The 23,439-nt window shown below is 59.2% G+C and carries 17 protein-coding genes; 12 read left to right on the forward strand and 5 right to left on the reverse strand.

The annotated features are described in order from the left end of the window. The first annotated feature begins 48 nt into the window (after positions 1-48). Genes NKH91_RS22820 through NKH91_RS22840 form a run of 5 tightly spaced genes read left to right on the forward strand, consistent with a single transcriptional unit; the run spans position 49 to position 8,289 of the window. The gene (locus NKH91_RS22820) at positions 49-1,272 is read left to right on the forward strand and encodes a glycosyltransferase family 4 protein (RefSeq protein ID WP_031193856.1); all 1,224 of its coding nucleotides are present in this window, start codon (positions 49-51) and stop codon (positions 1,270-1,272) included. Continuing rightward, positions 1,269-2,525 carry an O-antigen ligase family protein gene (locus NKH91_RS22825; RefSeq protein ID WP_352844749.1) on the forward strand — a complete coding sequence of 419 codons (1,257 nt, stop codon included), beginning with the start codon at positions 1,269-1,271 and terminating at the stop codon, positions 2,523-2,525. Before NKH91_RS22820 ends, NKH91_RS22825 begins: the two co-directional genes overlap by 4 nt. Before the next feature lie 4 nt (positions 2,526-2,529). Continuing rightward, entirely contained in the window at positions 2,530-4,527 is a 1,998-nt protein-coding gene (asnB, locus tag NKH91_RS22830; RefSeq protein WP_352844881.1) for an asparagine synthase (glutamine-hydrolyzing), read from the forward strand. Position 4,528: 1 nt separating this feature from the next. Then, entirely contained in the window at positions 4,529-6,751 is a 2,223-nt protein-coding gene (locus tag NKH91_RS22835; protein WP_352844748.1) for a GumC family protein, read from the forward strand. Next, positions 6,748-8,289 carry a lipopolysaccharide biosynthesis protein gene (locus NKH91_RS22840; protein ID WP_352844747.1) on the forward strand — a complete coding sequence of 514 codons (1,542 nt, stop codon included), beginning with the start codon at positions 6,748-6,750 and terminating at the stop codon, positions 8,287-8,289. The genes NKH91_RS22835 and NKH91_RS22840 overlap by 4 nt, the downstream gene beginning before the upstream one ends. Before the next feature lie 182 nt (positions 8,290-8,471). On the opposite strand, the gene NKH91_RS22845 is transcribed toward NKH91_RS22840, so the two are convergent. Together NKH91_RS22845 and NKH91_RS22850 are read right to left on the reverse strand one after the other, a co-directional pair. Further along, a complete protein-coding gene (locus NKH91_RS22845) occupies positions 8,472-9,554 on the reverse strand; it encodes an NAD-dependent epimerase (RefSeq protein WP_352844879.1) in 1,083 nt (360 codons plus the stop codon). A gap of 310 nt (positions 9,555-9,864) precedes the next feature. Continuing rightward, on the reverse strand, positions 9,865-10,575 hold the full coding sequence (locus NKH91_RS22850; RefSeq protein ID WP_031193850.1) for a helix-turn-helix transcriptional regulator: 711 nt from the start codon (positions 10,573-10,575) through the stop codon (positions 9,865-9,867). A gap of 289 nt (positions 10,576-10,864) precedes the next feature. Here NKH91_RS22850 and NKH91_RS22855 point away from each other — a divergent pair, with 289 nt between their 5' ends. Continuing rightward, positions 10,865-12,604, forward strand: coding sequence for a sensor histidine kinase (locus NKH91_RS22855; protein WP_352844745.1), 1,740 nt, complete (start codon positions 10,865-10,867; stop codon positions 12,602-12,604). 182 nt (positions 12,605-12,786) lie between these two features. Here NKH91_RS22855 and NKH91_RS22860 read toward each other — a convergent pair whose 3' ends face one another. After that, positions 12,787-13,461, reverse strand: coding sequence for a LuxR C-terminal-related transcriptional regulator (locus tag NKH91_RS22860; RefSeq protein ID WP_352484593.1), 675 nt, complete (start codon positions 13,459-13,461; stop codon positions 12,787-12,789). A gap of 510 nt (positions 13,462-13,971) precedes the next feature. Here NKH91_RS22860 and NKH91_RS22865 point away from each other — a divergent pair. The 5 genes from NKH91_RS22865 to NKH91_RS22885 all read left to right on the forward strand — a co-directional run bounded on the left by NKH91_RS22865 (position 13,972) and on the right by NKH91_RS22885 (position 18,957). Then, positions 13,972-14,694, forward strand: coding sequence for a nucleotidyltransferase family protein (locus NKH91_RS22865; protein WP_031193847.1), 723 nt, complete (start codon positions 13,972-13,974; stop codon positions 14,692-14,694). 47 nt (positions 14,695-14,741) lie between these two features. Then, positions 14,742-15,878 carry a DegT/DnrJ/EryC1/StrS family aminotransferase gene (locus NKH91_RS22870; RefSeq protein ID WP_023718557.1) on the forward strand — a complete coding sequence of 379 codons (1,137 nt, stop codon included), beginning with the start codon at positions 14,742-14,744 and terminating at the stop codon, positions 15,876-15,878. Next, positions 15,875-16,549, forward strand: a complete 675-nt coding sequence (locus NKH91_RS22875; protein ID WP_031193846.1) for a sugar transferase — start codon at positions 15,875-15,877, stop codon at positions 16,547-16,549. Before NKH91_RS22870 ends, NKH91_RS22875 begins: the two co-directional genes overlap by 4 nt. A gap of 74 nt (positions 16,550-16,623) precedes the next feature. Continuing rightward, positions 16,624-17,628: an SDR family NAD(P)-dependent oxidoreductase gene (locus tag NKH91_RS22880; RefSeq protein ID WP_023718555.1), complete on the forward strand. Its 1,005-nt coding sequence runs from the start codon at positions 16,624-16,626 to the stop codon at positions 17,626-17,628. A gap of 66 nt (positions 17,629-17,694) precedes the next feature. After that, positions 17,695-18,957 carry a polysaccharide biosynthesis/export family protein gene (locus NKH91_RS22885; protein ID WP_023718554.1) on the forward strand — a complete coding sequence of 421 codons (1,263 nt, stop codon included), beginning with the start codon at positions 17,695-17,697 and terminating at the stop codon, positions 18,955-18,957. 47 nt (positions 18,958-19,004) lie between these two features. On the opposite strand, the gene NKH91_RS22890 is transcribed toward NKH91_RS22885, so the two are convergent. Beyond that, entirely contained in the window at positions 19,005-20,303 is a 1,299-nt protein-coding gene (locus NKH91_RS22890; RefSeq protein ID WP_352589441.1) for an HlyD family type I secretion periplasmic adaptor subunit, read from the reverse strand. Between the two features lie 242 nt (positions 20,304-20,545). Next, the gene (locus tag NKH91_RS22895) at positions 20,546-22,297 is read right to left on the reverse strand and encodes a type I secretion system permease/ATPase (protein WP_352844743.1); all 1,752 of its coding nucleotides are present in this window, start codon (positions 22,295-22,297) and stop codon (positions 20,546-20,548) included. 408 nt (positions 22,298-22,705) lie between these two features. On the opposite strand from NKH91_RS22895, the gene NKH91_RS22900 reads away from it, so the two are divergent. After that, positions 22,706-23,398: a N5-glutamine methyltransferase family protein gene (locus tag NKH91_RS22900; protein WP_023718551.1), complete on the forward strand. Its 693-nt coding sequence runs from the start codon at positions 22,706-22,708 to the stop codon at positions 23,396-23,398. The last annotated feature ends 41 nt before the right edge of the window (positions 23,399-23,439 follow it).

The raw sequence follows: 23,439 nt of genomic DNA on the forward strand, positions 1-23,439 counted from the left end.
CGGCCACTTCGCGCGATCGGGCTACGGCGAACGGTCAGGAGACGCAGGATGAATCCGCACCTCGTGTGTGTTGGAGGCGAGGATCACGCCCTGCGAATCCCCTTCCTGATGTCGCTGCGAGAGAAGGGATTCCAGGTTACTGCGGTTTCGAGCGGCGGTGAAGCCGCATTCCTGCGGCATGGCATTCCGCATCGCAGCTACGGTTTCGACCGCTTTTCCAGCAGCAGCGGGGAATGGGCCGCCATCAAAACCATCCGAAAGCTGATGGCGGAACTCCGGCCGGATATTATCCAAAGCTTCGACACCAAGCCCAACCTGGTGACGCCACTTGCGGTGCGCGGGAGCGTTCCAGTCGTGCGCACAATCAACGGTCTGGGCTGGACGTTCTCGTCCCTGGAACCGCGCGCCCTGGCCCTGCGCCCAATCTTTTGCGGACTGCAATGGCTTTCGTCCTTATGGACGGCCGCTACGGTGTTCCAAAATCGGGACGATCAGTCATTCTTTGAACGCTACCGACTGATCATACGTGGCAGCGGACGAGTGATCCGCAGTTCTGGAATCGACGTCGATGCGTTCGCCATGGCAAGGCATCTTGGCCCGTCGGCGATGAAAATGCGCGAGGAGCTTGGGCTCCAATCCGCCGAGATCGTAATTTTTGTCGGCCGGCTAACTCGCCAGAAAGGCATCCCGACACTCCTCAAGGCAGTCCCTCGCATTTTGGCTGAAAGGCCCGATGCCCGTTTCGTGCTTGTCGGGCCATTGGAATCCGAGGGCCCATTTGCGGTGGACAAGGCGGAGATTGATCGACATGCGCCCCATGTCATCGCCTTGGGCCCACGACGCGACGTTCCTGCCCTGCTTGGCATGGCCGATCTGTTCGCCTTTCCGACACAATACCGCGAAGGGATTCCGCGCGTCCTGTTGGAGGCAGGGCTGGCAGGATTGCCTATCGTCGCCTCAAGGATGCCTGGCTGCAATGAGGTGGTCGAAGACGGATGGAACGGCCATCTCGTCCCACCGCACGATCCGAACAGCCTTGCGTGTCGAATTATAGACGTCTTGTCCGACCGCCGGAAAGGAAGGACCATGGGCGCTCGCTCTGTCGAGCTGGTCCGGACGCAGTTCTCGCTGCCCTGGGTGGTCGAGCAATATTGCGATCTCTACGACAATGTCCTTAGCGCCAAATCCCATGGCGGCTTCGCTCGACCGGCGTCGCCGGCGTTGCTTGAAGAGGCTGCTGTAAACCGCGCATTGGGTGGAGCGCGCCGATGATCCGCGACGCGTTGCTGGCCTGCGGCGTTGCGATGTCCTATGCGGCGCAGCTCACCATTCCGGGAGTGCCGCTCGGCTATGGCGAGCTGTTTCTCGCGCTTTGGATCATGCTGTCGATCGGCCGGGTGCTCGCCGGCGGTCACTTGGTAGTCAGGCCCGCCCTGATCCGTGTCGCGGGCTTCTGGCTGATCATGACGCTTGCTCTGGGGATTGGCACCATCGTCGGCTATCTGACCACGGTGCTGTACCTGTCGGTGGTGATGCACGATACGATAGCCTACCTGCTGCTGATCTGCGTCACCTGCCTGGCCGCCGCGGAGCCCGAGGCTGATCGTCATCTGCGCAGTACTGCCTGGTGGGTGGTCGCGATCGCGAATGCAGGCTTTATTGTTCAACTGGCACTTGGATGGGGTTGGATCCACCAATCCGGCGTCGATCCGTGGTACTGGGATCGCTTCCGCGGCTGGTCCGAGAACCCGAACCAGCTCGCGCTGTATTGTGCACTCTTTGGCCCATTCGCCTTGCATCTTGCGACGACCACTAGCAATCCGTGGGCGAGATTGGCCGGGCTCAGCAGCCTTATCCTGACCATCTATATCGGAAGGCTGACGAAGAGTGATACCTATCTGTACACGACGGTCCTGGCCTGCCTGATATTTCTTGGGCTGCGGGTTCGGACATGGCTCGCGACCGGTGACGGCAAGGCCAGCTTTTCCCGGCAAGTTACCCTCCTGTTGATGATTGGCTTCCTTCCGTTGGCCTTGTCGATGACGCCCTACATTCTCACGGAAGCGGGCAGCGTCGAACAGTTCGCCTTAAGTCTCACCAAGGACAAGGGCGGCGACGCGACCGCCGAAACCGCCGCACTTCGCCTCCATCTCTGGGGAGATGCATTGGGCAAGGGCCTGACGTCAGGATCCTTGGGCCTTGGTCCTGGGCCGCATCTGGAGCGCCCGCCCATTTCCTACAGCCAGTTTCTGCCCCGGCCTTTCGAGGCTCACAACACGATTCTCGATCTATACACTCAAGGTGGTTTGATTGCGGTCCTAGCCTTGGCCTGGATTGTCGGCGCGGCGGCTTTATGCGCATGGCGTGCAAAGCTCGATGCCCTGTTCGTGCTCGTCGTGTCGATCGTTATCTTCGGGATGCCACATCTGATCATCCGCCATCCAATCGTGTGGTTTGCGCTGACCATTTGCCTTGTTGCCGGAACGCCGCGAACGGTTTCGGCAACCTCGAGCGACCGGAGGTGATGGCATGTGTGGGATTGCCGGAATTCTCCTTGCACCCGATGCAGCCAGTGCCAGGCCGCTCACGGCCATAGGGCAGATGACGACGGGCCTTCGTCATCGCGGGCCTGATGGTGAAGGCTTCTGGGTCAACCGTGAAGCCGGCATCGCCTTCGGCCACAGGCGTTTGGCTATCGTCGATCTATCGGAGGCGGGACGCCAACCAATGCATTCGGCAAGTGGCCGATATGCCATTACGTTCAACGGCGAGATCTACAATTTCCGCGATCTGCGCCGCGAACTTGAAGGCGCTGGCCATCAGTTCCGTGGCGCCAGCGATACCGAAGTCATGCTGCGCGCAATCGAGAGTTGGGGTCTCGACACCGCACTGACGCGCCTCGCTGGCATGTTCGCATTTGGATTGTGGGATCTGAAGACCAGGACCCTCCATCTCGCCCGCGACCGAATGGGCAAAAAGCCGCTCTATGTTGCTGCAACACGCGATGCGCTTGTTTTTGCCTCCGAGTTGAAGGCGATCAATCGTTTTCCAGGGTTCTGTCAGGAGCTTGATCTCGACGCTGCCGCGACGATGCTTTCGAAGGGATGGGTGCCGGGTAACAGTTGCATCTGGCAAGGCGTATTCAAGTTACCTCCTGGCTCGGTTCTGTCTGTGACGGCGGCAGATTTTGCCGAGGCGCGCAGTGCCGCATCCCTTTCGCAACGCGTCCGACACTGGTGGTCGCTGCCTGAAGTCGCCGCGAACGGTCGACTGAATCCAATCGCCGGCACCGACGAAGAACTGACCGATGAACTCGACGACCTGCTGCGACTTGCCGTTCGGGAACGCATGATAGCCGATGTGCCGCTGGGTGCCTTTCTGTCTGGTGGCATCGACAGCTCCGCCGTTGTAGCGCTGATGCAGGCTCAGTCGCCGAAGCCGGTGCGCACATTCACGATTGCTTTCGGAGAAGGCGGGTTTGATGAGGCTCCCCACGCCGCGGAGGTTGCGCGGCATCTGGGCACCAATCATACTGAACTACACCTTTCGGCCGCCGCTGCGCGCGAGGTCATTCCGGAATTGCCGCAGATCTGGGACGAGCCGTTCGCCGACGAATCGCAGATACCAACTTTGCTCGTGGCGCGGCTAGCCCGCCAGCACGTTACCGTGGCCCTGTCAGGCGACGGTGGCGATGAATGCTTCGCCGGTTACGCCCGCCACTTCATGGCGGCGCGGTTGAAACGACAGCATGCGCTGCCGTCGCCGCTGCGTCACACGCTTGCTGCAGGGGTCGAATTGCTGGCCCGTGCGGCGCGCTACGATCTCGTCAGCAAGCTGCCGCTTTCGGCGAGTGCACGGCTCGCGCTGCGGAGCGATCGGCTGCACCGCCTCGCTCGGCTGCTCGCCGCAGCAGATGAGGACGAATTGTATCAACGGCTGACCGGAGTATCGACCGAGAGCCTCACACTCCACAAGCCGCTCACATCAATTCAAGAGTCACCCCGGCTTGATGGCCTGCTGTCCCGTCTCTTGTACGACGACATGGCCGGCTACCTGCCCGACGATATACTGGTGAAGTTGGACCGTGCCAGCATGGCCAACAGCCTCGAGGGCCGGTGCCCGCTTCTCGACCATCGGGTTGTCGAATTCGCTTGGCGGCTGCCCGCACATGCGAAGGTTCGCAATGGCAAAGGCAAGTGGATCCTTCGTCAGTTGCTGAGCCGCTATCTTCCGCAACGGCTGATCGACCGGCCGAAGCAGGGTTTCGATGTTCCCATAGCGGTCTGGCTGAGAGGCCCGTTGCGCGACTGGGCCAGCGATCTGGTCGCCGATATGCGCCTCTCCGGAGATGGGATCTTCGACTTTGCGAAGGTCGGGATGTGCTGGCGCGACCACCTTGACGGAAGACAGGACCATTCTCGCGATTTGTGGCCCGCATTGATGTTCCAGGCCTGGCGCAACGAGGCCGGGCGGCCCCCAGGGCCGGCAACGGGCATGTCTACAGTGCTCGAACTGACAGGAGTATAAGATGGAAGGTTCCATAGTCAGCCGCATTCACCTTCCGCGCGCCACTGAAATGCACGTGCCGACGCGCGAGATCAACCCGCGCATGAGGCCATTCCTGCGCGAACAGATCGACGCGCAGACCCCCTTCCATCAACTCCTTATTACCGTCGCGAGGAGAAAATGGTTCCTGCTTGCAATGGTGATTTTGGGCGGTGTGTTGGCTGGGCTTGCGGGTTTTGCGCGTCCCGTCCTGTTCGAGTCGACCGCACAGGTGATTGTCGATGCTCCTGGCAGGAATGCGGCTCCCGGAGGCGCAGATTCTGCGCAGGAGATGCTGGATGCGAGCATTGATGACCACTTAACCATGCTCTCTTCGCAGGGGCATCTGCGTCGCGTGGTGGCAGCCCTGCGCAAGACGGAGGTTGGTAACATTGCTGAGCAAGGGGATGTCGCAACCGGAAATTCACGCCCCGCTCCGGCCGGCGGCGACTTGCAGAACATACGCACCTTCGCAGCCGGTCTGCTGGAAAGCATTTGGCCGCAGGGCAAGCCGGCGGCCGGCGATGAAGACGAACTCAAGGCATTACGGAAGGGCATGAGGGTTGGACAGGAACTGCGATCAAGAGTGATCACGGTCGGCTTCACCGACAACGATCCGGCGCGAGCCGCCCTTGTGGCCAATACGTTCGTCCAAGTATACATCGACGATCTCGCACAGAAGCGCAGGACGTCAGACAGACTGGAACTCGCCTCGATCGTCGCTAGCCTACCGGTCGTACAAAGCGACTTGGCGAAAGCAACCGACCGCCTGGAAAAGTATCGGCTGAGCCATGGCGCGGTCGATCAAGGTGCGGCGGACAACGCTGCCAAGGAGACAGCCGAGCTCAGCCAGCAGATATCTTTGTCGAAGGCGGATCTCTCCGCAACGGAATCTCGCCTTCAACACATCGAGGCTTTGCGAAAGGAAGGAGCATCGGTCGCGGCGCTCGCCGAAGCGATCGGGTCACCGGTACTGGCCGACATGGCGGCTCGCCAAGCCAACGACAATGCGGATGCGGGCCTGAGTACTGCAATCAACCGCGAGATCGAACAAGGCACTGGTCGCATTGCTGCGGAGGCGAACATCTACCGTGCCCAGATTGCGGCTCTGGAGGGGCGCAAGAATGTGCTTGATGCGGTGGTGGCCGACACAGCCGGCCGGCTTTCCGGCTTGCGTGCGCTCGAGCCGCAGGTCAGCATCTTGACGCAGCGATACAACCAGCTACTCACGCAACAACAGGATCTGGTGCAGCGTATCGCAACCCCCTTGCCCGGAGTCTCGATCCTTTCAGCGGCGTGGCCGCCGACGAATCCAAAAACCCTGCCGCCCATCTTCCTTATTCCGCCCGGCATGATCGTGTTTGGTCTCATTGGCGGGATCTTCGTGATGGTCCGCAGCCGCCTCAATCAGACCTTGTGCGGCGAGGCCGAAGCTGAAGCCGCGCTCAGGGTCCCATGCCTGGGGCTGATACCGGAAGCGCCCACAATACACGCGAAACGACTTCAGCAGCTGGTTCTTGGCCAACGAAAGTCCAGCTACAGCCGAGCCATCACTTCCCTCCTCGTCACCGTGACACTCAACAAGGCGAGGGGCCGCGCTTCGCACGTCATCCTCGTAACGTCCAGTATCCGGCATGATGGCAAGACCGAGCTTGCATGGAGCCTGGCGTTGGCAGCTACCCGACTTGGGGGACGAGTGCTTTTTCTCGATCTTGACAGCACGGGGGCCCGCCTCACGAACGAGTTCCTGAACGAATTCGGCGCGCTCCGGCCGCATAAATCCTTTGGAGACTATATGAACGACCGTTGTCCCCTGCACGACGCGGTCACGGGAATGCCTGAAATTGGAATCGACTTCATGGCGCTGGCACCATCAGAGGATCTGCTGCCGCAGCTGTCCATGATCGACGGATCCCTGGTCACAGATGAGCTGCGCTCAATCTACAGCGTCGTCATTATAAATGGACCGCTGGGACTTGGAGGACCTGAGGCCAGGCTACTGACGGGCTGGGCTGACGCGGTTCTGTTCGCCGTTCGCTGGGGCAGGACGCGTCGCAGCATCGCGCGCGGTGTTCTGCAGCTGCTGACGGAGGACGAGACGGCTCAGGTCCCCGTAGGCAGCGTTCTCACGCACGTCAATCTACAGAAACACGCTGGCTATCGGTTTGGGGACAGCGCAGATCTCTTGCTCGAGAGAACATCATGAGTGTCACATGCGGGCTTCCGCGTAACGACCGTCGCGGCAGTCAGTCTGTCGAGCGGAAGATAATATCGAAGAGTTCGCAGACCGGAGCTGGGCCCGCCGGCGCAAGAGACATCGACGATTGCAGCGATCCGAAGCTCGCCCGCTTCCCTGCGGCCTCCGTTGCTCCAACAAATATGGTTTTGCCGCACAAGGAGGACACGGGCCGGGGTCTCGGCTATGCCAGCATCTTCGCTCTTTTGGTCTATATCGGGGGTGCGGGCTTGACCAGCTTGGCGCAGTTATTGATTGCGCGCATCGTTGGCTCCACCAGCTATGGCATCTACTCCTATGTTCTGGCCTGGACCTCGGTGCTTGCCTATCTTGCAACGCTTGGGTTCCATGTATCCTTGCTGCGTTTCGTCTCCGCCTACAGTGCCAAAGGGCGGCTTGACCTAGTACACGGGGTAATCAGGTTTGCTCTGCAAAGGTCGCTGGCGGCAGCGACACTATTCGGCATCATTGGCGCCGCCTTGGTCTTTTTCTTTTCGGATTCTTCTCACAAGGAGCTTCAAACCAGCCAGCTGCTAGGCATGGCAGCAGTGCCTTTGGTCACCGCCTACGCGTTGGGCGCAACACTTGTTCGTGCTTTCGGCGGCGGTGTCTCGGCCCTCCTGCCGGAACGCATCGTGCGCGACGGCCTATTGTTGACGTTGCTGGGAATGGCGGTCTTATCCGGATCATGGACCCCCAACGCACCCCTGGTGATGCAGGCGGTGCTGGCAAGTTCAGCCATCACGGTCGGCCTGGTGTTCATCATGGCGGCAAAATTTCAGCCGCCCGGCTTGCGGCAGGTTCAGCCAGGCAACGAGTCGCGGGAATGGTGGTCCGCGGTTCCGCCAATGATGCTCATGGCCGGGCTCGATGTTTTCATCAGCCGGGCCGGGGTCATGGTGCTGGGCTGGACGCATCACATTCGCGAAGCGGGCATTTTCGCCTTGGGATTGAACGTCGCATTGCTTGTGAGCCTTTCCCTGGTCGCTGTCTCGACGATGTTTGCGCCGACAGCGGCCGCCCTTCATGCCCGAGGCGATCGGATGGCTCTGCAGCAGCTGTTTTCACGGGCCGCCCTACTTTCCTCTGGCGGCGCCATAGCGATGGCCATCCCGATGCTTGCGATTATTGAACCTCTGTTGAGCTGGTTCGGCGGAGATTTCAGTACAGCGGCACCCGTCGCGCGGATACTCATTCTCGGATATGTCTTTGTCGCGCTATGCGGACCCCAGATGCTCCTCTTGATGATGACTGGAAACGAATGGGCGGCAGCCGCAACCATGATCGCCGGCGCCGCGGCCAGCATCATGGGCTGTGCCGCAGGAATTGCGCTCTACGGCGCGCCGGGCGCCGCAGTGGGCCTCGCGCTTGCGTTGGCGATTTGGAATGTGGCGATGTCGATTTATATCAGCAAACGGCTGAAAATTATCCCTGGGCTGATCTTTGCGCTGGCGTCGCTCAGAACGCGCGCAGTCGAAGGCCAGCCGCCTCATTGGTTCCTGCGCTGATCTGATGTTATCGCGCCCGATACTCGACGGCATCAGCGTTCAGAAATTTCGAGTCCAAGATTGTGTCGGATAGAGGCTGGCGGGGGCGGCTTTGGGGCCGACACTCGCTTTATTCTCTGTCCGAAAAAAATGCGAAATCTCGAATTTGCCGAGTGGCAGATCGTTGCCCGACAAGGCACGGCCTACACCGTGGCCTCATCATTCACCGACGTTTGTTGCCGTATACTGACCGCGGCATCCGTTCCATGAAAGCCCCGGTACCATTCGACAAAGCGTTGCACTCCGTCCTCAAGCGGTGTCGCCGGGGCGAAGCCGACGGCCTTGCGGAGATCGCTGACGTCGGCGCGCGTCTCCAGAACGTCGCCAGGCGGCAACGGCACATCCACGCGAAGCGCCCGGCTGCCAAGGGCGGTCTCGATGATCGAAATCAGCCGGTTGATCTCCTCGGGCCGGTCGTTGCCGATATTGTAGACGCGACACGGCGCGGAACTTGTAGCAGGGTCGGCGGTGCAAGGGTCCCAATTCGGATCGGGCCGCGGCGGTGCAGCGAGTGCTCGAACCACGCCCTCAGCGATATCGTCGACATAGGTGAAGTCTCGCCAGACGCGGCCGGCATTGGCTACTTCGATTGGCTTGCCCTCGATGATCGCGCGCGTGAACAAATAGACCGCCATGTCGGGCCTGCCCCAGGGGCCATAAACGGTAAAGAAGCGCAGCCCCGTCACGGGCAGGTCGAACAAATGGCTATATGAATGCGCCATGAATTCATTCGATCGCTTGGTGGCGGCGTAAAAGCTGACGGGATGATCGGCGCCGTGGTGCTCGGAAAACGGTATGGTTCGATTTAAGCCGTAGACGGAGCTCGAGGAGGCGTAGACGAGATGACTGACGCCGTAATGCCGGCAGCCCTCAAGGACGTTTAGAAACCCCACTATGTTCGATTGCACGTAGGCGTGCGGGTCAACAATTGAATGACGCACGCCGGCCTGAGCCGCGAGATGGACAAAGTGTGAGGGGCGAACGTTTGAAAACAGCAACTGAACGCGGGCGGCATCCGCCAGATCCATTCGTATCGGCGTGAACTCCGCCTCGCTACAGAGGTGTGCAAACCGCGCTTCCTTGAGCCGCAGATCGTAATAGGGTGTGAAATTGTCGACGCCCACGACTTTGACACCCAGACGCAAAAGCCGCGAGGCCACGTGAAAACCAATGAAACCTGCTGCGCCGGTGACGACGATCGGTCCTGTCCGTGCAAGTCTCTTCACCGCTTGATCCGAACGCGATCGGGCGATTTCCACCTTCTCCGCTGCGGCAAGGACAGACTCGCTGCATAGATCGTTGTCCAACTTGTTGCCTTTCGAATTCCGTTCGACAGTACCGAATTGCCGGTCCGAGATTCCAGCTTCCGATATTTACGTCAGCGCATCGAACCTGGTGGAGTTCAGGCAACGTCGGTGCCACGAACCGCGCAACGCGATGCGCGACCTGCCAAATCATGACACTCCAAATTGCGTCGTCTGGATCCCGGACGGACGCCGGCGTCCGGCGATTGCATTTAAGTGGCGGGCCCTTCCCTTATGGCAGGACCGAAATACGCCCAAGAAGGGCCACCAGTTCCGCCTGGCGTTTCGTTTCGGTCTTGGCGAACAGCGAGGCAAGCTGGGAACGGATCGTGGTGCGGCTGAGACGCCAGCTGCGAGCGATCTCCAAAGGTGCGTCGCCCTGAGCCAAACGCAAGGCGAGGTGCGTTTCTGCGCTCGTCAAGCCAAACATTCTTTGCAACGTGCGAGGATTTGGCCCCGACCTGTTGTCCCGGTCCAGCAACGCCACGATGCTCGTTCCGTCGGGAGCAATAACTCCGTTCTCGTTCAGTATCACCGGCCGGTCGCCCCTGCTGCGGATTACCACCCAGGATAACGAGCCCGGCAGGAATTGGCCCGGAACATTCGCGATCAGCCGCCTTAGGGCGGCCGTAAGCCCGCTCGCCGTGTCAGCCGCTTCGCCCTGGCGCTCAAGCGTGGTTTGGGCGGCTGCGTTCCACTCGACTACTTTTCTTTCGCGATTCAGCACGAGATAGCCACAGCCAATGCGATCAAGCACGCCGGTTATGGATTCCAGACTGCGGCCTTTTGGTTCCCCGAGCCTTGCGTCCAATGGATCCGATGCGCGATCGGGAAGGTGACCAGAAGAGGGTCGCGTATTCCGCGCGTCAAAATCGTACTTGGTCCTCGTAGCAATGTACCTACCGCCCGAAGAAGCATCAACATGTCTATCGATCAGATTCATTTTCTACCCCTAACCCAAAGTTTCACACAGGCCCGAAAATAAGTATTCGGGCTTCGGATAATCTTTTATGTTTAGATGGATTCTAGTCTTCTATGCGCTGACGGATAACGTGTTCATCACCACCTTGAAAACTCAATATGATCTGACAGTTCTAAGGCAGCTCATAGCCCCTGCTGCATCCGATAAAATGCGCGCTATGATAGCGGTATGGCAATCCGGCAGTGGTACTAAGCTGTACGTTTTTTGCTCTAGTCTCGACGGGCTAGTCAGAAGGTTGTAGTCTGTGTCCATGAGCTCGCAGTCGCGCAGGTCGAATTCGAACCCGTCGGGCAGATTGCTAACTCATATTGCCTCTGCATCCGTACTAGCTGCCACGCTGATATTTGAAATAAAATCGTCAGCCTATATTGGGCAAGGCGCCAGTTTTCTGGAATTTGTTCCGGCTATTATTATTATCGCTTATCTCGAAGATCGTGTGCCTGCGCTCGCTGCGACCATTCTGATGGTGGCGGTCGGCCTTTGGGCGCGAGGATACGATCAGATTTCAAATGGCGATTGGGCACGCGCAATCCTGCTTCTGGTTTCGGGTGGGGTGATTGCCATGACGTTCCATCGCCTGCGGCAGGACTTGCGTGAGCTGCTGGAAGTCGCGGAGGCCAGGCTCGCTGCCGTCGAGGCGACCGAAAGCCGCTATCGTTGGGCCTTCGAACGTGCTGCCATGGGATTCGCGAACACCAACGAGAAAGGTGAGTTGCTGCAATCCAACAGACGCCTTTGTGAGATGACCGGGTACAAGGAGGAGGAGCTTGCCCAATTGCAGCTCGATACGCTCGCCCACCCGAACGACCGGGACACCTTGGCGCAATTGTTGGCGAGCCTAGGCAACGACATTGCTTCGTTCGTTTCGGAGGTCCGTCTTTTAAGAAAGGACGGTACGGCATTCTGGGCCAGGCTAACGCTTTCTTCGTCCGTGCCCGAGGGGGGACTCTCGGAGAGCATCTTCGTGGTGGTCGACGATATTTCGGAACGACGAGCTGTTCACGAAGCGCTTCGGGCTCAGAAGGAATGGCTAGACCTCGCTCTGTCTGCTGGACGCTTGGCCACGTGGCGGATCGACCTTAAAGACGGGACAGTCACAGGCTCGGACACGTTCTGGGACGTTCTCGGCTTGGCCCAAGCCAATAGCCGCAGTTTGGAGGAACTATCAGCTGTCGTTCATCCGGCGGACTGGCCAAAGCTGGCGGCATCGAGAAAGTCCGCATCATCGGTCATGAATTACGATGTTGAGATACGCGTCCGCCGACCGGACGGGCATATCCGCTGGGTTGCCCTGCGCGGAAGGGAGGAAAGACAGGGTGATGGAGGACAGCGGCTTGGAGTGGCTGCCGACCTGAGCGAGAGACGACAAACCACGCTGCTGCGCGCCGCGGCAAAGAAGCGGGAGCGCATTATGCTCGAACAACGCCACAGGTTCGGCAACGTTTTCGCGGTGATCACGGCGCTCGTGAAAATGGTCGATGTTCCTGGAAACAATGTTGCCAAATACAAGGAAATGCTGATCGACCGGATACGCGCGCTCGAGGCAACCCATCTGCTTCTTTCACGCAACGGCAGCGTATCGGGGGCGCTAAACGATCTCGTTGCTCAAGAGTTGCAACCATATATGGGAACACGCGCCATATCGGTCAGCGGTCCTTCCGTGGTGATGTCGGGAGGCGCCGCCGAGAGTTTTGCAATGATCGTCCACGAGCTTGCCACCAATTCCATGAAATATGGAGCGCTAGGCGATCCAAAAGGCCGGATCGAAGTAAGCTGGACATTTGCACCTGAAGACACAGGCAGTGAGATCGTGTTCGAGTGGGTGGAATCGGGACGGCGGCGGACCTCGAGCGTAGTCCGTCATGGCTTCGGTTCCATGATAATCGGAGTAGATGGAGCGCCGCTTGTCGGTCACTCTCCCAAACTGGAAATAACTGACCACGGGTTGCGGTATTCGCTGCGGCTGTCACGCAAGGAAATCGGATCCTAGTGCAGTGCTCCGATCGAAAAGCAGATACCTAAAAGACGCGTCGCGCTGAATGGCCTTGGAGATGCGCTTAGGTTCTTTTCCAGGGATGTCGTTGGCCAAAGGCCGCAGCGCAGTTTCGGTATATGCAGTATATGCATGAAAGCTTGGGCGCCGTTTGCATGTCCAAAAGGACGCGCGGCGCCTTAGCTGGCATGTCTCGAAAGCCATGTCTTCAGCATAACCGCAGCTTCTGTCCGATTGCGTACCCCCAACTCACGCAGGACCGCAGCAGCGTGGATTTTCGTGGTCGCCTCTGCGATTTCCAGGTCGCGAGCAATTTCCTTGTTTGAATAGCCTTCCGCCATCAGCTTGAGGACTTCCTTTTGCCTCGAGGTCAGCCTGCCAAGGTTGAGGCCTGTGGTACGTCGCTGTGGGCCTTTCTCGGAGTGTGTATGCGCGTGGGTTGTTTGCGTTGCACCCGGGCGTGACAGAAGTGCAGGAACATAGATGCGGCCGGAGAGGATTTCATTGACAGCCAAAACGACCTCTTCGTCCGTCTGCGACTTTACGATGTAGCCGTGAAGCCCGATCGAAAGAGCCGTGAGTATTTCCGAGCGTGAATCGTTTCCGGAAACGATCGCAAATCGCGTGTCCGGATAGGCGGACAGGATCCCGCCGAGCACCTCCTGATTGAACAGGCCCGGCATATTCAGGTCCAGGATCGCAAGATCCACGAACGATTGCTCTGCCAGCAAACTGAGCACCGCGTCGAAACAAGACGCTTCAAATATCTCCACACCTGGAATGCCTGCGGTCAGTGCCAATCGCAAGCCACGACGATACAAGCCGTGATCGTCGGCGATGACGATTCGATACATTGAACTACCCCAACGCGTATCTGAATGGATTGAACGGTGATGGGCCTGAAAGTCGTAGCCATTCACTCGTCGATTCATCCAGCCGACGCCGCGGCACCCCAACGCCGCAAACGCCAGATTTCTAATATAATCTTAAATGACGGGAAACGCTCCTCTTTTTTTGCCCCTTGTGAGCGAAACCCGCCGAACGTCGTCGAACATGTGTTCTGACCTCTTGGAAAGCTGACAGACCGGCTGGTCGTTCAGCACTGCCATAGGTCTGTAGGTATAGAACAGCAAAACGGCTGAATTGTTACCATTCGAATGCACGACGACATCCACCCCGACGGCCACATACCATCCAGATGCAATGTCCGGATCAGGGATCGGTGGGGAAATCTCACCGGTCTTCTACGGGAAATCTCACCGGTTCTTCTGAGGGGACAAGAACGCGTTTCCCGGGTGCTGACCAGGGTAGGATAACCGGCCCGTGACGATGGCGTTCAGGCCGAATGAACAAGGAGGACCAGGATGAAAGCGGTGATTCAATGTGGTGGAATGGGAACACGCCTCCGCCCCTTCACTTCGATCTTGCCGAAGCCGCTCATGCCGATTGGTGCACGGCCGGTTCTCGAGATGCTTCTGAAATGGTTGCGACGCAACGGTATTCAGGAAGTCTATATTACAACCGGGTATCTCGGCCACTTGATCCGCACCGTGTGTGGAGATGGCTCGCAGTGGAACCTGAAAATTCGATACACGCAGGAGATGGAGCCGCTGGGCACCATCGGGCCATTGTCTTTGATCAGGGACGAACTGACGGAGCCATTCATCGTTCTCAATGGCGATGTCCTTACGGATCTAAGCCTCAGTCGATTTGTAGCAGCGCACCGTAAGCACACCGATCCAGTGACGATCGCAACAGCCTGTCGCCTGATCAAGATGGATTTCGGCGTCATCGACGAAGTCGACAATACCGTGCAGACCTTTCGCGAGAAACCGACGCTGTCGCATCTGGTCAGCATGGGGATTTACTGCATGAATCCAGACGTTCTGCAGTTCATCCCGTCCGGCATACCCTTTGGGTTCGACGACCTGATGCTCCAGATGATGCAGAACGGCACAACCGTGCACGTGTACAAGCATGAAGGTCTCTGGCTCGATATCGGGCGCGTCGACGACTTTCAGAACGCACAGACCATTTCCTGGGAAGACCAGTCGGCCTCGATCGAGGTCACTGCGACGGCTGCATGATGAAGTCACCAGCGCGGTTCCCACAGTTATCAGTCTAGGAGGTTGTGATGCTCTTGGTCAGTGCCCCGATCTTGGGTGTGCCGGAGAAGACTGCTTTGACCAAGGTCATCGACAGCGGCTGGCTGACCATGGGGGAGCAGGTACGGGCCTTCGAACAAGCCTTTGCCGACGTGCATGGTGCGGAGGATTGCGTCGCGGTCAGTTCTTGTACCGCAGCGCTTCATCTCATTTTGCACGCACTTGGTATCGGCCCGGGCGACGAGGTGCTGGTCCCATCCTTGACTTTCGTGGCGACCGCAAATGCGGTCCTCTATGTTGGTGCGACCCCCGTTTTCGTCGACATCGAGTCGGTCGATGTGCCGCTGATGTCCATCGCGGAAGCCGAAGCGAAATGCACGGCCCGCACCAAGGCAGTCATTCTCGTCCATTTCGCCGGCTACCTCGCCGATCGGGAACAATGGCAGAAGTTCGCCCGTGCCCGTGGGCTGCATATCGTCGAGGACGCGGCGCATGCGCCCGGCCTGAAGGAGGTGGGGACATTTGGTGCCGCGGCCGCCTTCAGCTTCTACGGCAACAAGAACATGACCACGGCGGAAGGCGGGGCGGTGATTGCGAGGGATGCCGGTCTGCTCGAGACGATCCGCCAGGCGCGTGGACATGGGATGACCACCGGGACACGTCAAAGGCTGAACAGCCGCACCCCGCAGTATGATGTCACCATGCTCGGATTCAATTATCGCATGGATGAATTGCGGGCTGCGATCGGATTGGTCCAGCTGCAAAATCTGCAGGAGTGGAATGAGATCAGGCGTATCCTGGTGATGCTGTATCGCCGTCTCATCGCGAAGCATTGCCCGGCCGTGACCATCCCGTTCCACGAGCCGCGGACGTCGGCCTACCACATCATGCCTATCCTTTTGCCGCGTTACGCCGACAGGCAAGACGTCATCGACGCACTGCGCGCGCAAGGGATACAAACCACTATCCACTACCCGCCGGTGCACCAGATGACGCTCTATCGTGAGCTCATTCCCGGTACTCATTTACCGCGCACGGAAGATTTCGCCCAGCGCGAACTCACTGTACCGCTGCATCCGCAGATCACCGCACCTTTGGTCGAAACGGTAGTGGTCGCTCTTGCCGCGGCGGTCAATAACTGCGCTCAGACAGGAACAGCCGCATGAATGCCCTGGACCTAGCCATTCACCGGCCTAACGTCTCGAGCGCCGCCCATGGGGCTGTGAGACGAGCAATCGATCTCGTCATTGCTGCAGCCGCGGCGATCGTCTTCGCTCCGCTGATGCTGCTGATTGCCCTGGCGCTGCTGCTGGAAGGCGGTCGGCCAATCTTCTTTACGCAGACCCGCGTCGGGGCCGGTGCTCGCCCATTCCGCATGTACAAATTCCGCAAATTCAGAGTGCGATGCGATCCCGGTGGCCTGGCGCTGACCATGGCCGATGACAGCCGCATGACGCCAATCGGGCGGTTCCTCGCCGCCACCAAATTCGACGAGCTGCCGCAGCTATGGAATGTCTTCAGAGGCGAGATGGCAATCATCGGTCCACGCCCGGAGAGCCTTGCCTTTGCCGATTGTTTTCGTGGAGGCTTTGAGGACATTTTACAATACAAGCCAGGCTTGTTGGGTCCGGCCCAGGTTCTCTTCCGGAATGAAGCGCATTTTTATCCGCGATCCGTGGACCCGCTATTGTTCTACCGCCAGGTTCTGTTTCCTGCCAAGGCCAGGCTCGACCTTTCCTATTATCCGCAGCGCACGATCGTCTCTGATGTCGTCTGGATGGTGCGCGGCTTGCTGGCGGTGCTTGGCGTCGTTTCGCCGCCGCCGATCGGAACGTGAGAGCAGGTGGAATACCCGCGCTCTCGTGGATTTGCAAAGTCAGTGCCTCACGTCATAGGGGGAACGCTTGGGTCATGGCATACAAGGGCAGGAAAGTTCTGGTTACCGGTGCCGATGGGTTCATCGGGTCGCATCTCACCGAAGCACTCGTCCGTAGCGGCGCGGACGTCACTGCGCTGGCTCTCTACAATTCGTTCGACAGCCACGGCTGGCTGGACGATTTGCCGGACACCATTCGAAGCCAGCTGAACCTCATCCGCGGTGATGTTCGTGACAGCGCGTTCCTTAACCGGATCGTGCGTGGCCAGGCGGTGGTGTTTCATCTCGCCGCACTGATCGCGATCCCATATTCGTATGCCGCGGCCCAGTCCTATGTAGAAACCAACATCCTGGGCACGGTCAACGTCCTCGAAGCGGCGCGGCAATGGGAGACGGAGCGGGTGGTGCACACCTCGACAAGCGAGGTTTATGGCACCGCGCTGACAATGCCCATCAGCGAATCACACCCGTTGCAGGGACAGTCACCATATTCGGCATCCAAGATCGGTGCGGACATGATGGCGGAGTCGTACGCCAGATCGTTCGACGTCCCCGTGGTCATCATGCGGCCCTTCAATACGTATGGCCCACGCCAGAGCGAGCGGGCCATCGTACCGACCATCATACGTCAGGCTCTCGACAAGAAATGCTCGGCGATCATGGTGGGAGACACCAGCCCGATCCGCGATCTTACTTTCGTGGAAGACACTGCGGCGGCGTTTTTGACCGCAGGTTCGGCCGAGCTCGAATTTGGCCATGCCTACAATGCCGGAAGCCAGCGCGCCGTGACGATCTCGGACATATTGGATCTGGTGGTCGAGTTGAGTGGCTGCAAGAAACCAATTCACCGCGACGAGCGCCGCCTGCGGCCGCAGAATTCAGAGGTGCGTGCCTTGCTGGCTGATTCTTCGCTCCTCGAAAGCAAGACTGGATGGCGCGCCCAGACCAGCCTGCGCGAAGGGTTGGAGCGGACCATCGGATGGTGGCAGGGACGCCTCAGCGAAGGCCGGGTGCGCCATGAGATGGGTTACATGACATGAGCTTTCGCCTGGGTGGATTGGCTCCGCAGTTGTCGCTGGATTCGAACCAGAAGGAGATTGTCACCAATGGTCCTTGTTAACCGAATCCTTCTTGTCGTGCTCGGCATGCTGGCTGCCATGGATACGGCCGCTGCAGCGGAAGCGCAGGTCGCCTATCGACTTTCCGCCGGCGACACCGTCGAGATAGGAATTGCCTCCATCCCGGAGCGAACGCAACGTGCCGTGGTCCAGATGGACGGCACGATCGCGCTTCCCGAAGTCGGGATGGTTTCGGTGGGCGGCCTAAGCCCGGCCGAACTGCAAACACGCATGCAGACGATCCTGCCAACCAAGATATTCCACCATCGTCTGCCTGACGGGCGGGAGCAAATGATCGTCATCAAGCCGACAGACGTGACCGCCGTGGTCGCAGAATATCGGCCGATCTATGTGACAGGGGATGTGCTCACTCCCGGACAGCAGGCCTACCGGCCGCTGATGACCGTGCGGCAGGCGATTGCCGTGTCAGGTGGTTTCAGCCTTTTGCGGTCCCGGGCAAACCAGGTTGGCCCCGATCCGGTGGATCTGCGGCGCGATTACGAATCGCTTTGGGGGGAATACACGAGAGACTACTATCACAGCGCCCGCATTCGCGCCGAACTTCAGGGCAAATCGAGCTTCGACATGCAGCCACCACAAGGATCGCCCTTGCCGGCAGTTTTTGCATCGGCGATCGCCCAGGCCGAAGCAGAAGGGCTGAAGCTCTCGTTGGACAACTTCCAGCAAGAGCAGAGCTTTCTCGATAAAAGTGGCAAGGATGCCGCTGCACAAACCGAGACCTTGCTCAAACGCGAGCAGGCCGAAGCGGATGGCGTGAAGGCGGACGAAGACGAGCTGGCGCGCGTAAGGAAAGCGTTTGAGTCCGGAAATCTCACCAATAACCGGCTCGCCGACGTCCGGCGCGCTTTGGTACTCTCTTCCAGCCGGGCACTCGAAACGTCGGTTGAACTTATGAGAGCACGACGTCAGCAGGCTGATTTTGCCAGACAGCACGAACGCAATGACAACCAAAGAAGGATAGGTCTGCTGACTGAGTTGAAAGATACCAATGTGCGTCTTGCCGACATCAATGCAAGACTTCGCGCCGCCAGCCAGAAGTTGCAGCCCACGGGAGCTGCCGCCCTGCCGTTGCCGGTTGCCGGTGAGACGATCCAAGCCGAGGTCACGATCGTTCGCAGGGTCGGCGAAGAATGGCGGAAACAGCCGGCCCAAGAAGACACCGAGGTCATGCCGGGAGACACGATCGAGGTAAGGTTCAGCAGCGCTCTCGAGAGCGCGGCGATCCGATAGATCGGCTGCGCCTCGAGCCAAGCGGCCGCCACTGGGTTGGCAGCCGCTTACTGCCTGAAAGCTCTGGAAAATTGGTCGGTAAGAGGTTTCATCAAGTAGGACCAGACACTGCGCTCGTCGGTTCTTATATGGACTTCGGCGGGCATGCCCGGTTTGAGGATTTTCTCTCCTGTCAGGCAGGTCGCTTCGTTCTCGACATCGATGCGCGCCGAAAAATAGGAAAGCTGACGTTGCTGATCCTTGATCAGATCTGCGGAGACGCGGTTGACCGAGCCTTCGCAAGCCGGTGTAGTGCCGGCGTCGAACGCCGGAAAGCGGATCGACACCTGCTGTCCGGGATGGATCTCATCAATGCGCGACGGAGGAATGGAAGCGTCTACGACAAGGTTGTCGGAATCGGGCACAATCATCATGAGCACCTCTCCGGCGCCAATCACGCCTCCGACGGTGTGGACCGAGGATTCTTGTACCGTGCCTGATTGCGGGGCGCGAATGTCTGTCCTGCCGAGCTCGTCTTCGGCCACCACCTTGCGCTCACTGAGTTCGGTCTGCTTGGCTTCCGTTTCGCGAAGTTCGTTGGTCACGTCGCTCCGCATTTGTTCGTCGAGCTGAAGCACCTGCAGGTCCGTTTCACTGATGTGAGCTTGTACCTCCGCTATCGCTGCGACAAGGCGTCCCGATTCGCCGCGAGTCCGGGTCTTCTCCAGGCTGACAGTGCTCAACCTCTCCTTGGAGACCAACTTCTTTGCGTAGAGAGATTCGACGTCAGCAAGGTTCTTGGTCAGCAGATCCAGAGACTCATCCGTCGCAGACTGCTGCGATTTGAGGCCATCGATCTGACGTTCCAGCTGCTTCGCGCGGCTTTGCAATTGTGCCTTCTGGCCAGCCAGCGCCGCAGCACGGCTTTCGAACAAGGCACGTTCGCCGCTGACAAGCGCCGCCACTTGCGGGTCACCCATTTGAACCCGAAGGCCAGGCGGGATCTGCATTTCCGGCAGACCCTGGCGCTCGGCTTCCAGCCGGGCCAGACGAATGGTGGCTCGATTGAGGTCCTCGGTGATTATCTGCAGGTTTGCTCGGGTCAATGTGTTGTCCAGCCTGACCAACACGTCGCCGGCCTTCACGTGATCGCCGTCCTGCGCGAAGATTCCGCCGATGGTGCCGCCGGTTTGATGCTGGACTTTTTTTATGTTGCTTTCGACCACCACAGTTGCAGGCGCAATCACCGCGCCGGCAATCTTGGTCAATCCCAACCACAGCCCTCCGCCAAAGATCAACAGCAAGCTGGTTGCCAAGCCCAAGAGCAGATTGGCCCGGATGCCATCCGGATCCGGCTTCGTTTCCAACGAACGGCTTTCGCCACCGGGCGCGGCGTATGGCGACACGGTAACAGTAGAGCGATACCTCACATATGCCCGGCTGCACCTCTGTGCAGCGGAACGAGAATGTTCTGCCAGGCTCCGGAGCAGATTGCCCCAGGGTAAATTGGCTCGAATGCCATCCGGCTCTGGCTTCGCCCCGGTCGGCTGGCCTTCGCCAGCGACCGCAGCATATGACGACATGGTCACGTTAGACACTAAGCAATACCTCACGCATGCCCGCTTGCACCGTGCTGCAGCGGAACCACAATGTTTGGCTTGTCCGGACGCGGGAAGGGCCGGATCACATTTGCCAGAACGTCTTCGCGCGAACCGAACGAATGGAGCATCCCGTTCGACAGGACGAGTACCTGATCGATGTTGACGAGAGCGGAGGGGCGATGCGCAACGACGATCACGATACCGCCGCGCTGACGCACTGCCAGGATCGCGCCGGCCAAAGCAGCATCGCCGTCTGCATCCAGATTGGAATTTGGTTCGTCAAGAACGACGAGGAATGGATCACCGTAAAGTGCCCTGGCAAGTCCGACGAGCTGCCTCTGCCCAGCCGACAGGGCTGCGCCGCCTTCTCCGATGCGTGTTTGAAAACCCTGCGGAAGACGCATGATCATCTTGTCCACGCCCGCAGCTTTGGCAGCTGCCAACACGCCCCTTGCGTCGCTTTTGCCGCCGAACCTTGAAATGTTGTCGGCGATCGTGCCGTCGAACAGCTCAACGTCCTGCGGCAGGTAGCCAATATGAATGCCGAGCAGCTCTGAATTCCACTGATCGAGCGAGGCGCCGTCCAATCTTACCGTTCCTCGAAGCGGCTTCCATGCCCCGACCAAAGCGCGCACGAGCGTGGTCTTGCCGGAGCCGCTCGGGCCGACGACCGCCAACCCTGCGCCCCTCGCCAAGCGGAAGCTTACATTGAAGATTGTTGGCTTCTGCAGACTTGGTGGCGCGACCGTCAATTCCTCGACCGCAAGCTCCGCCTTTGGGCGTGGCAGTTCCATTGGCTCTTGCTGGCTATCAAAAGCATCCAGCGCTGCCGCCAGCTCGGAATAGCTTTTGCGGGTTGCCAGAAACCCTCTCCAATTTGCGATCGCCACATCGACCGGCGCCAGTGAGCGGCCCAGCAATATGGACGACGCTATGATCACACCCGGCGAGGCCTCGCCCCCGATCACGAGGTAGGCACCAAGCCCCAGCACGCATGATTGCAAGGCCATTCGGAGCGTCTTCGACAGTGAGCTCGCTGCGCCAACGACGTCGGAGAGCCGTTCCTGGTTCTTCAGATAAAGATGACTGACCTCGCTCCAGCGCCGGCTAAGCGGGGCGGACAGGCCCATAGCCTGAACAACCTCTGCGTTGCGGCGGCCGGAATCGGCCAGAAGCCGCTGCGCAACGAGTGTTTCAGACGCACGAGCCGCAGGTTTGCGGCCGATGATCTCCGCAGCCACCGTCAAAAGCACAACGGCGCATGCGCCGAGCGTTGCCAGCACGCCAAGCGCAGGGTGCAGCAGATAGATGACCACCATATAAAATGGTATCCAGGGAGCGTCGAATAAGACTGTCGGCCCCAGTCCGGAAAGAAAGCCACGTAGCTGGTCCAGATCACGAAGCGGATGTACCCGGTTCGCATCCGGCCCGGCAACGAGGGGCAGGGAAAGCGAGGCTGCGAACGCCTTTTGCTGCAGATTTCTATGCAGGCGGCTGCCGATGCGGACCAACAGGCGAAGCCTCACGAAATCGAGGAGCCCGTAGGCCGCGTAAAGTCCCAGCATCCCGACTGTAAATCCGACAAGAGTCGGCACGCTCTGCGAAGGCAGCACGCGATCGTAGACCTGGAGCATGTAGACGGAGCCGGTCAAGGCGAGGATATTTATCAATGCGGAGAAAACGCCTACGCCAACGAGGCCGTGCACACAGCCGAACATCGCGGATCGTAGATCGAGCGAGCGCCCTTTGGTTGACTTCATGATATGCGCTCTTTGACGCGAAATTGCCGCGCAATCTCGTCGGTTCTTTCGATGAGGGACAAACTTTAACCTTCCGGGAAGCAGCAGCTCCGCCCTTCGCTGCTGGAACATTACGAATTGCTTACATATGTGCCTTCTTTGATTAAAATGTAGCAAAATCGTGACGCCAGGCTGAGAATTCGGCAACTGGCTCGCCAGGCTGGGGATAACCGGGTCTGGTAAGGAGATATTCCTAATCATGACACAGCGCAGAAGCTTATGGTCATCTTTGTAGCATCAAGGCGTCGAAGCGTCTGGGGACGGATGGGTTTTGATTTTGTCGATCGAGAGTTAAACGGTTTTGAGATACACTTCATCGGAACGCAATTGTCGGCCACCAACGCCGGCTAAAACGGGGAGGCGAGTGTCGTGAGCGAAGAGATCAATGTTGCCGACGCCTACGGCAGGGGCCGCAGCACCTTCATGGGATTGCAGCTGCTGGTCTCGCCCGGTGCGCTTGTTCCTCGGCCGGAAACGGAACTGCTCGGCAACGCCGCTCTCGATGTTCTGAGCCAACTGAACTTGCCGGTGCCTCGCGTTGTCGACATGTGCTGTGGGGCGGGCAATCTGGCGTGCGCCATCGCGCACCACGCTCCCACCGCGCGCGTGTGGGCAAGCGATCTTACCGACGGATGCGTGGAGGTCGCGCGCCGCAACGTCACCCATCTTGATATGGAGGAGCGGGTAACGGTGCTTCAGGGCGACTTGTTCGGCGCCTTCTCCGGCTTGGAGCTTGACGGCACGATCGACGTGATCGTTTGCAACCCGCCCTATATTTCGGAAAAACGGCTCGAGGGCGATCGTTCGCATTTGGTCGAGCTCGAGCCGCGTGAAGCGTTCGCAGCCGGACCCTACGGTCTGAGCATCCATATGCGAGTGCTCAAGGACGCGCCGCGTTATTTGCGGCGCGGAGGCATCCTGCTTTTCGAGGTTGGGCTTGGCCAGGACCGGCAGGTCATGAGTTTGCTCGAGCGTTCCAAGGCTTATGAGAGTATCCGGGCAGTCACCAACCAGGCCGGCGAGGGCAGGGTGGTTGTGGGGCATACGAAGGCGCAGGCGTAAGCACCGCCGTCGCGACAGGCCTAGACGCGCTGTCGCAACCG

Origin of the sequence: Mesorhizobium sp. M0894, assembly GCF_040319725.1 — a bacterium.
Classification (GTDB): Bacteria; Pseudomonadota; Alphaproteobacteria; order Rhizobiales; family Rhizobiaceae; genus Mesorhizobium.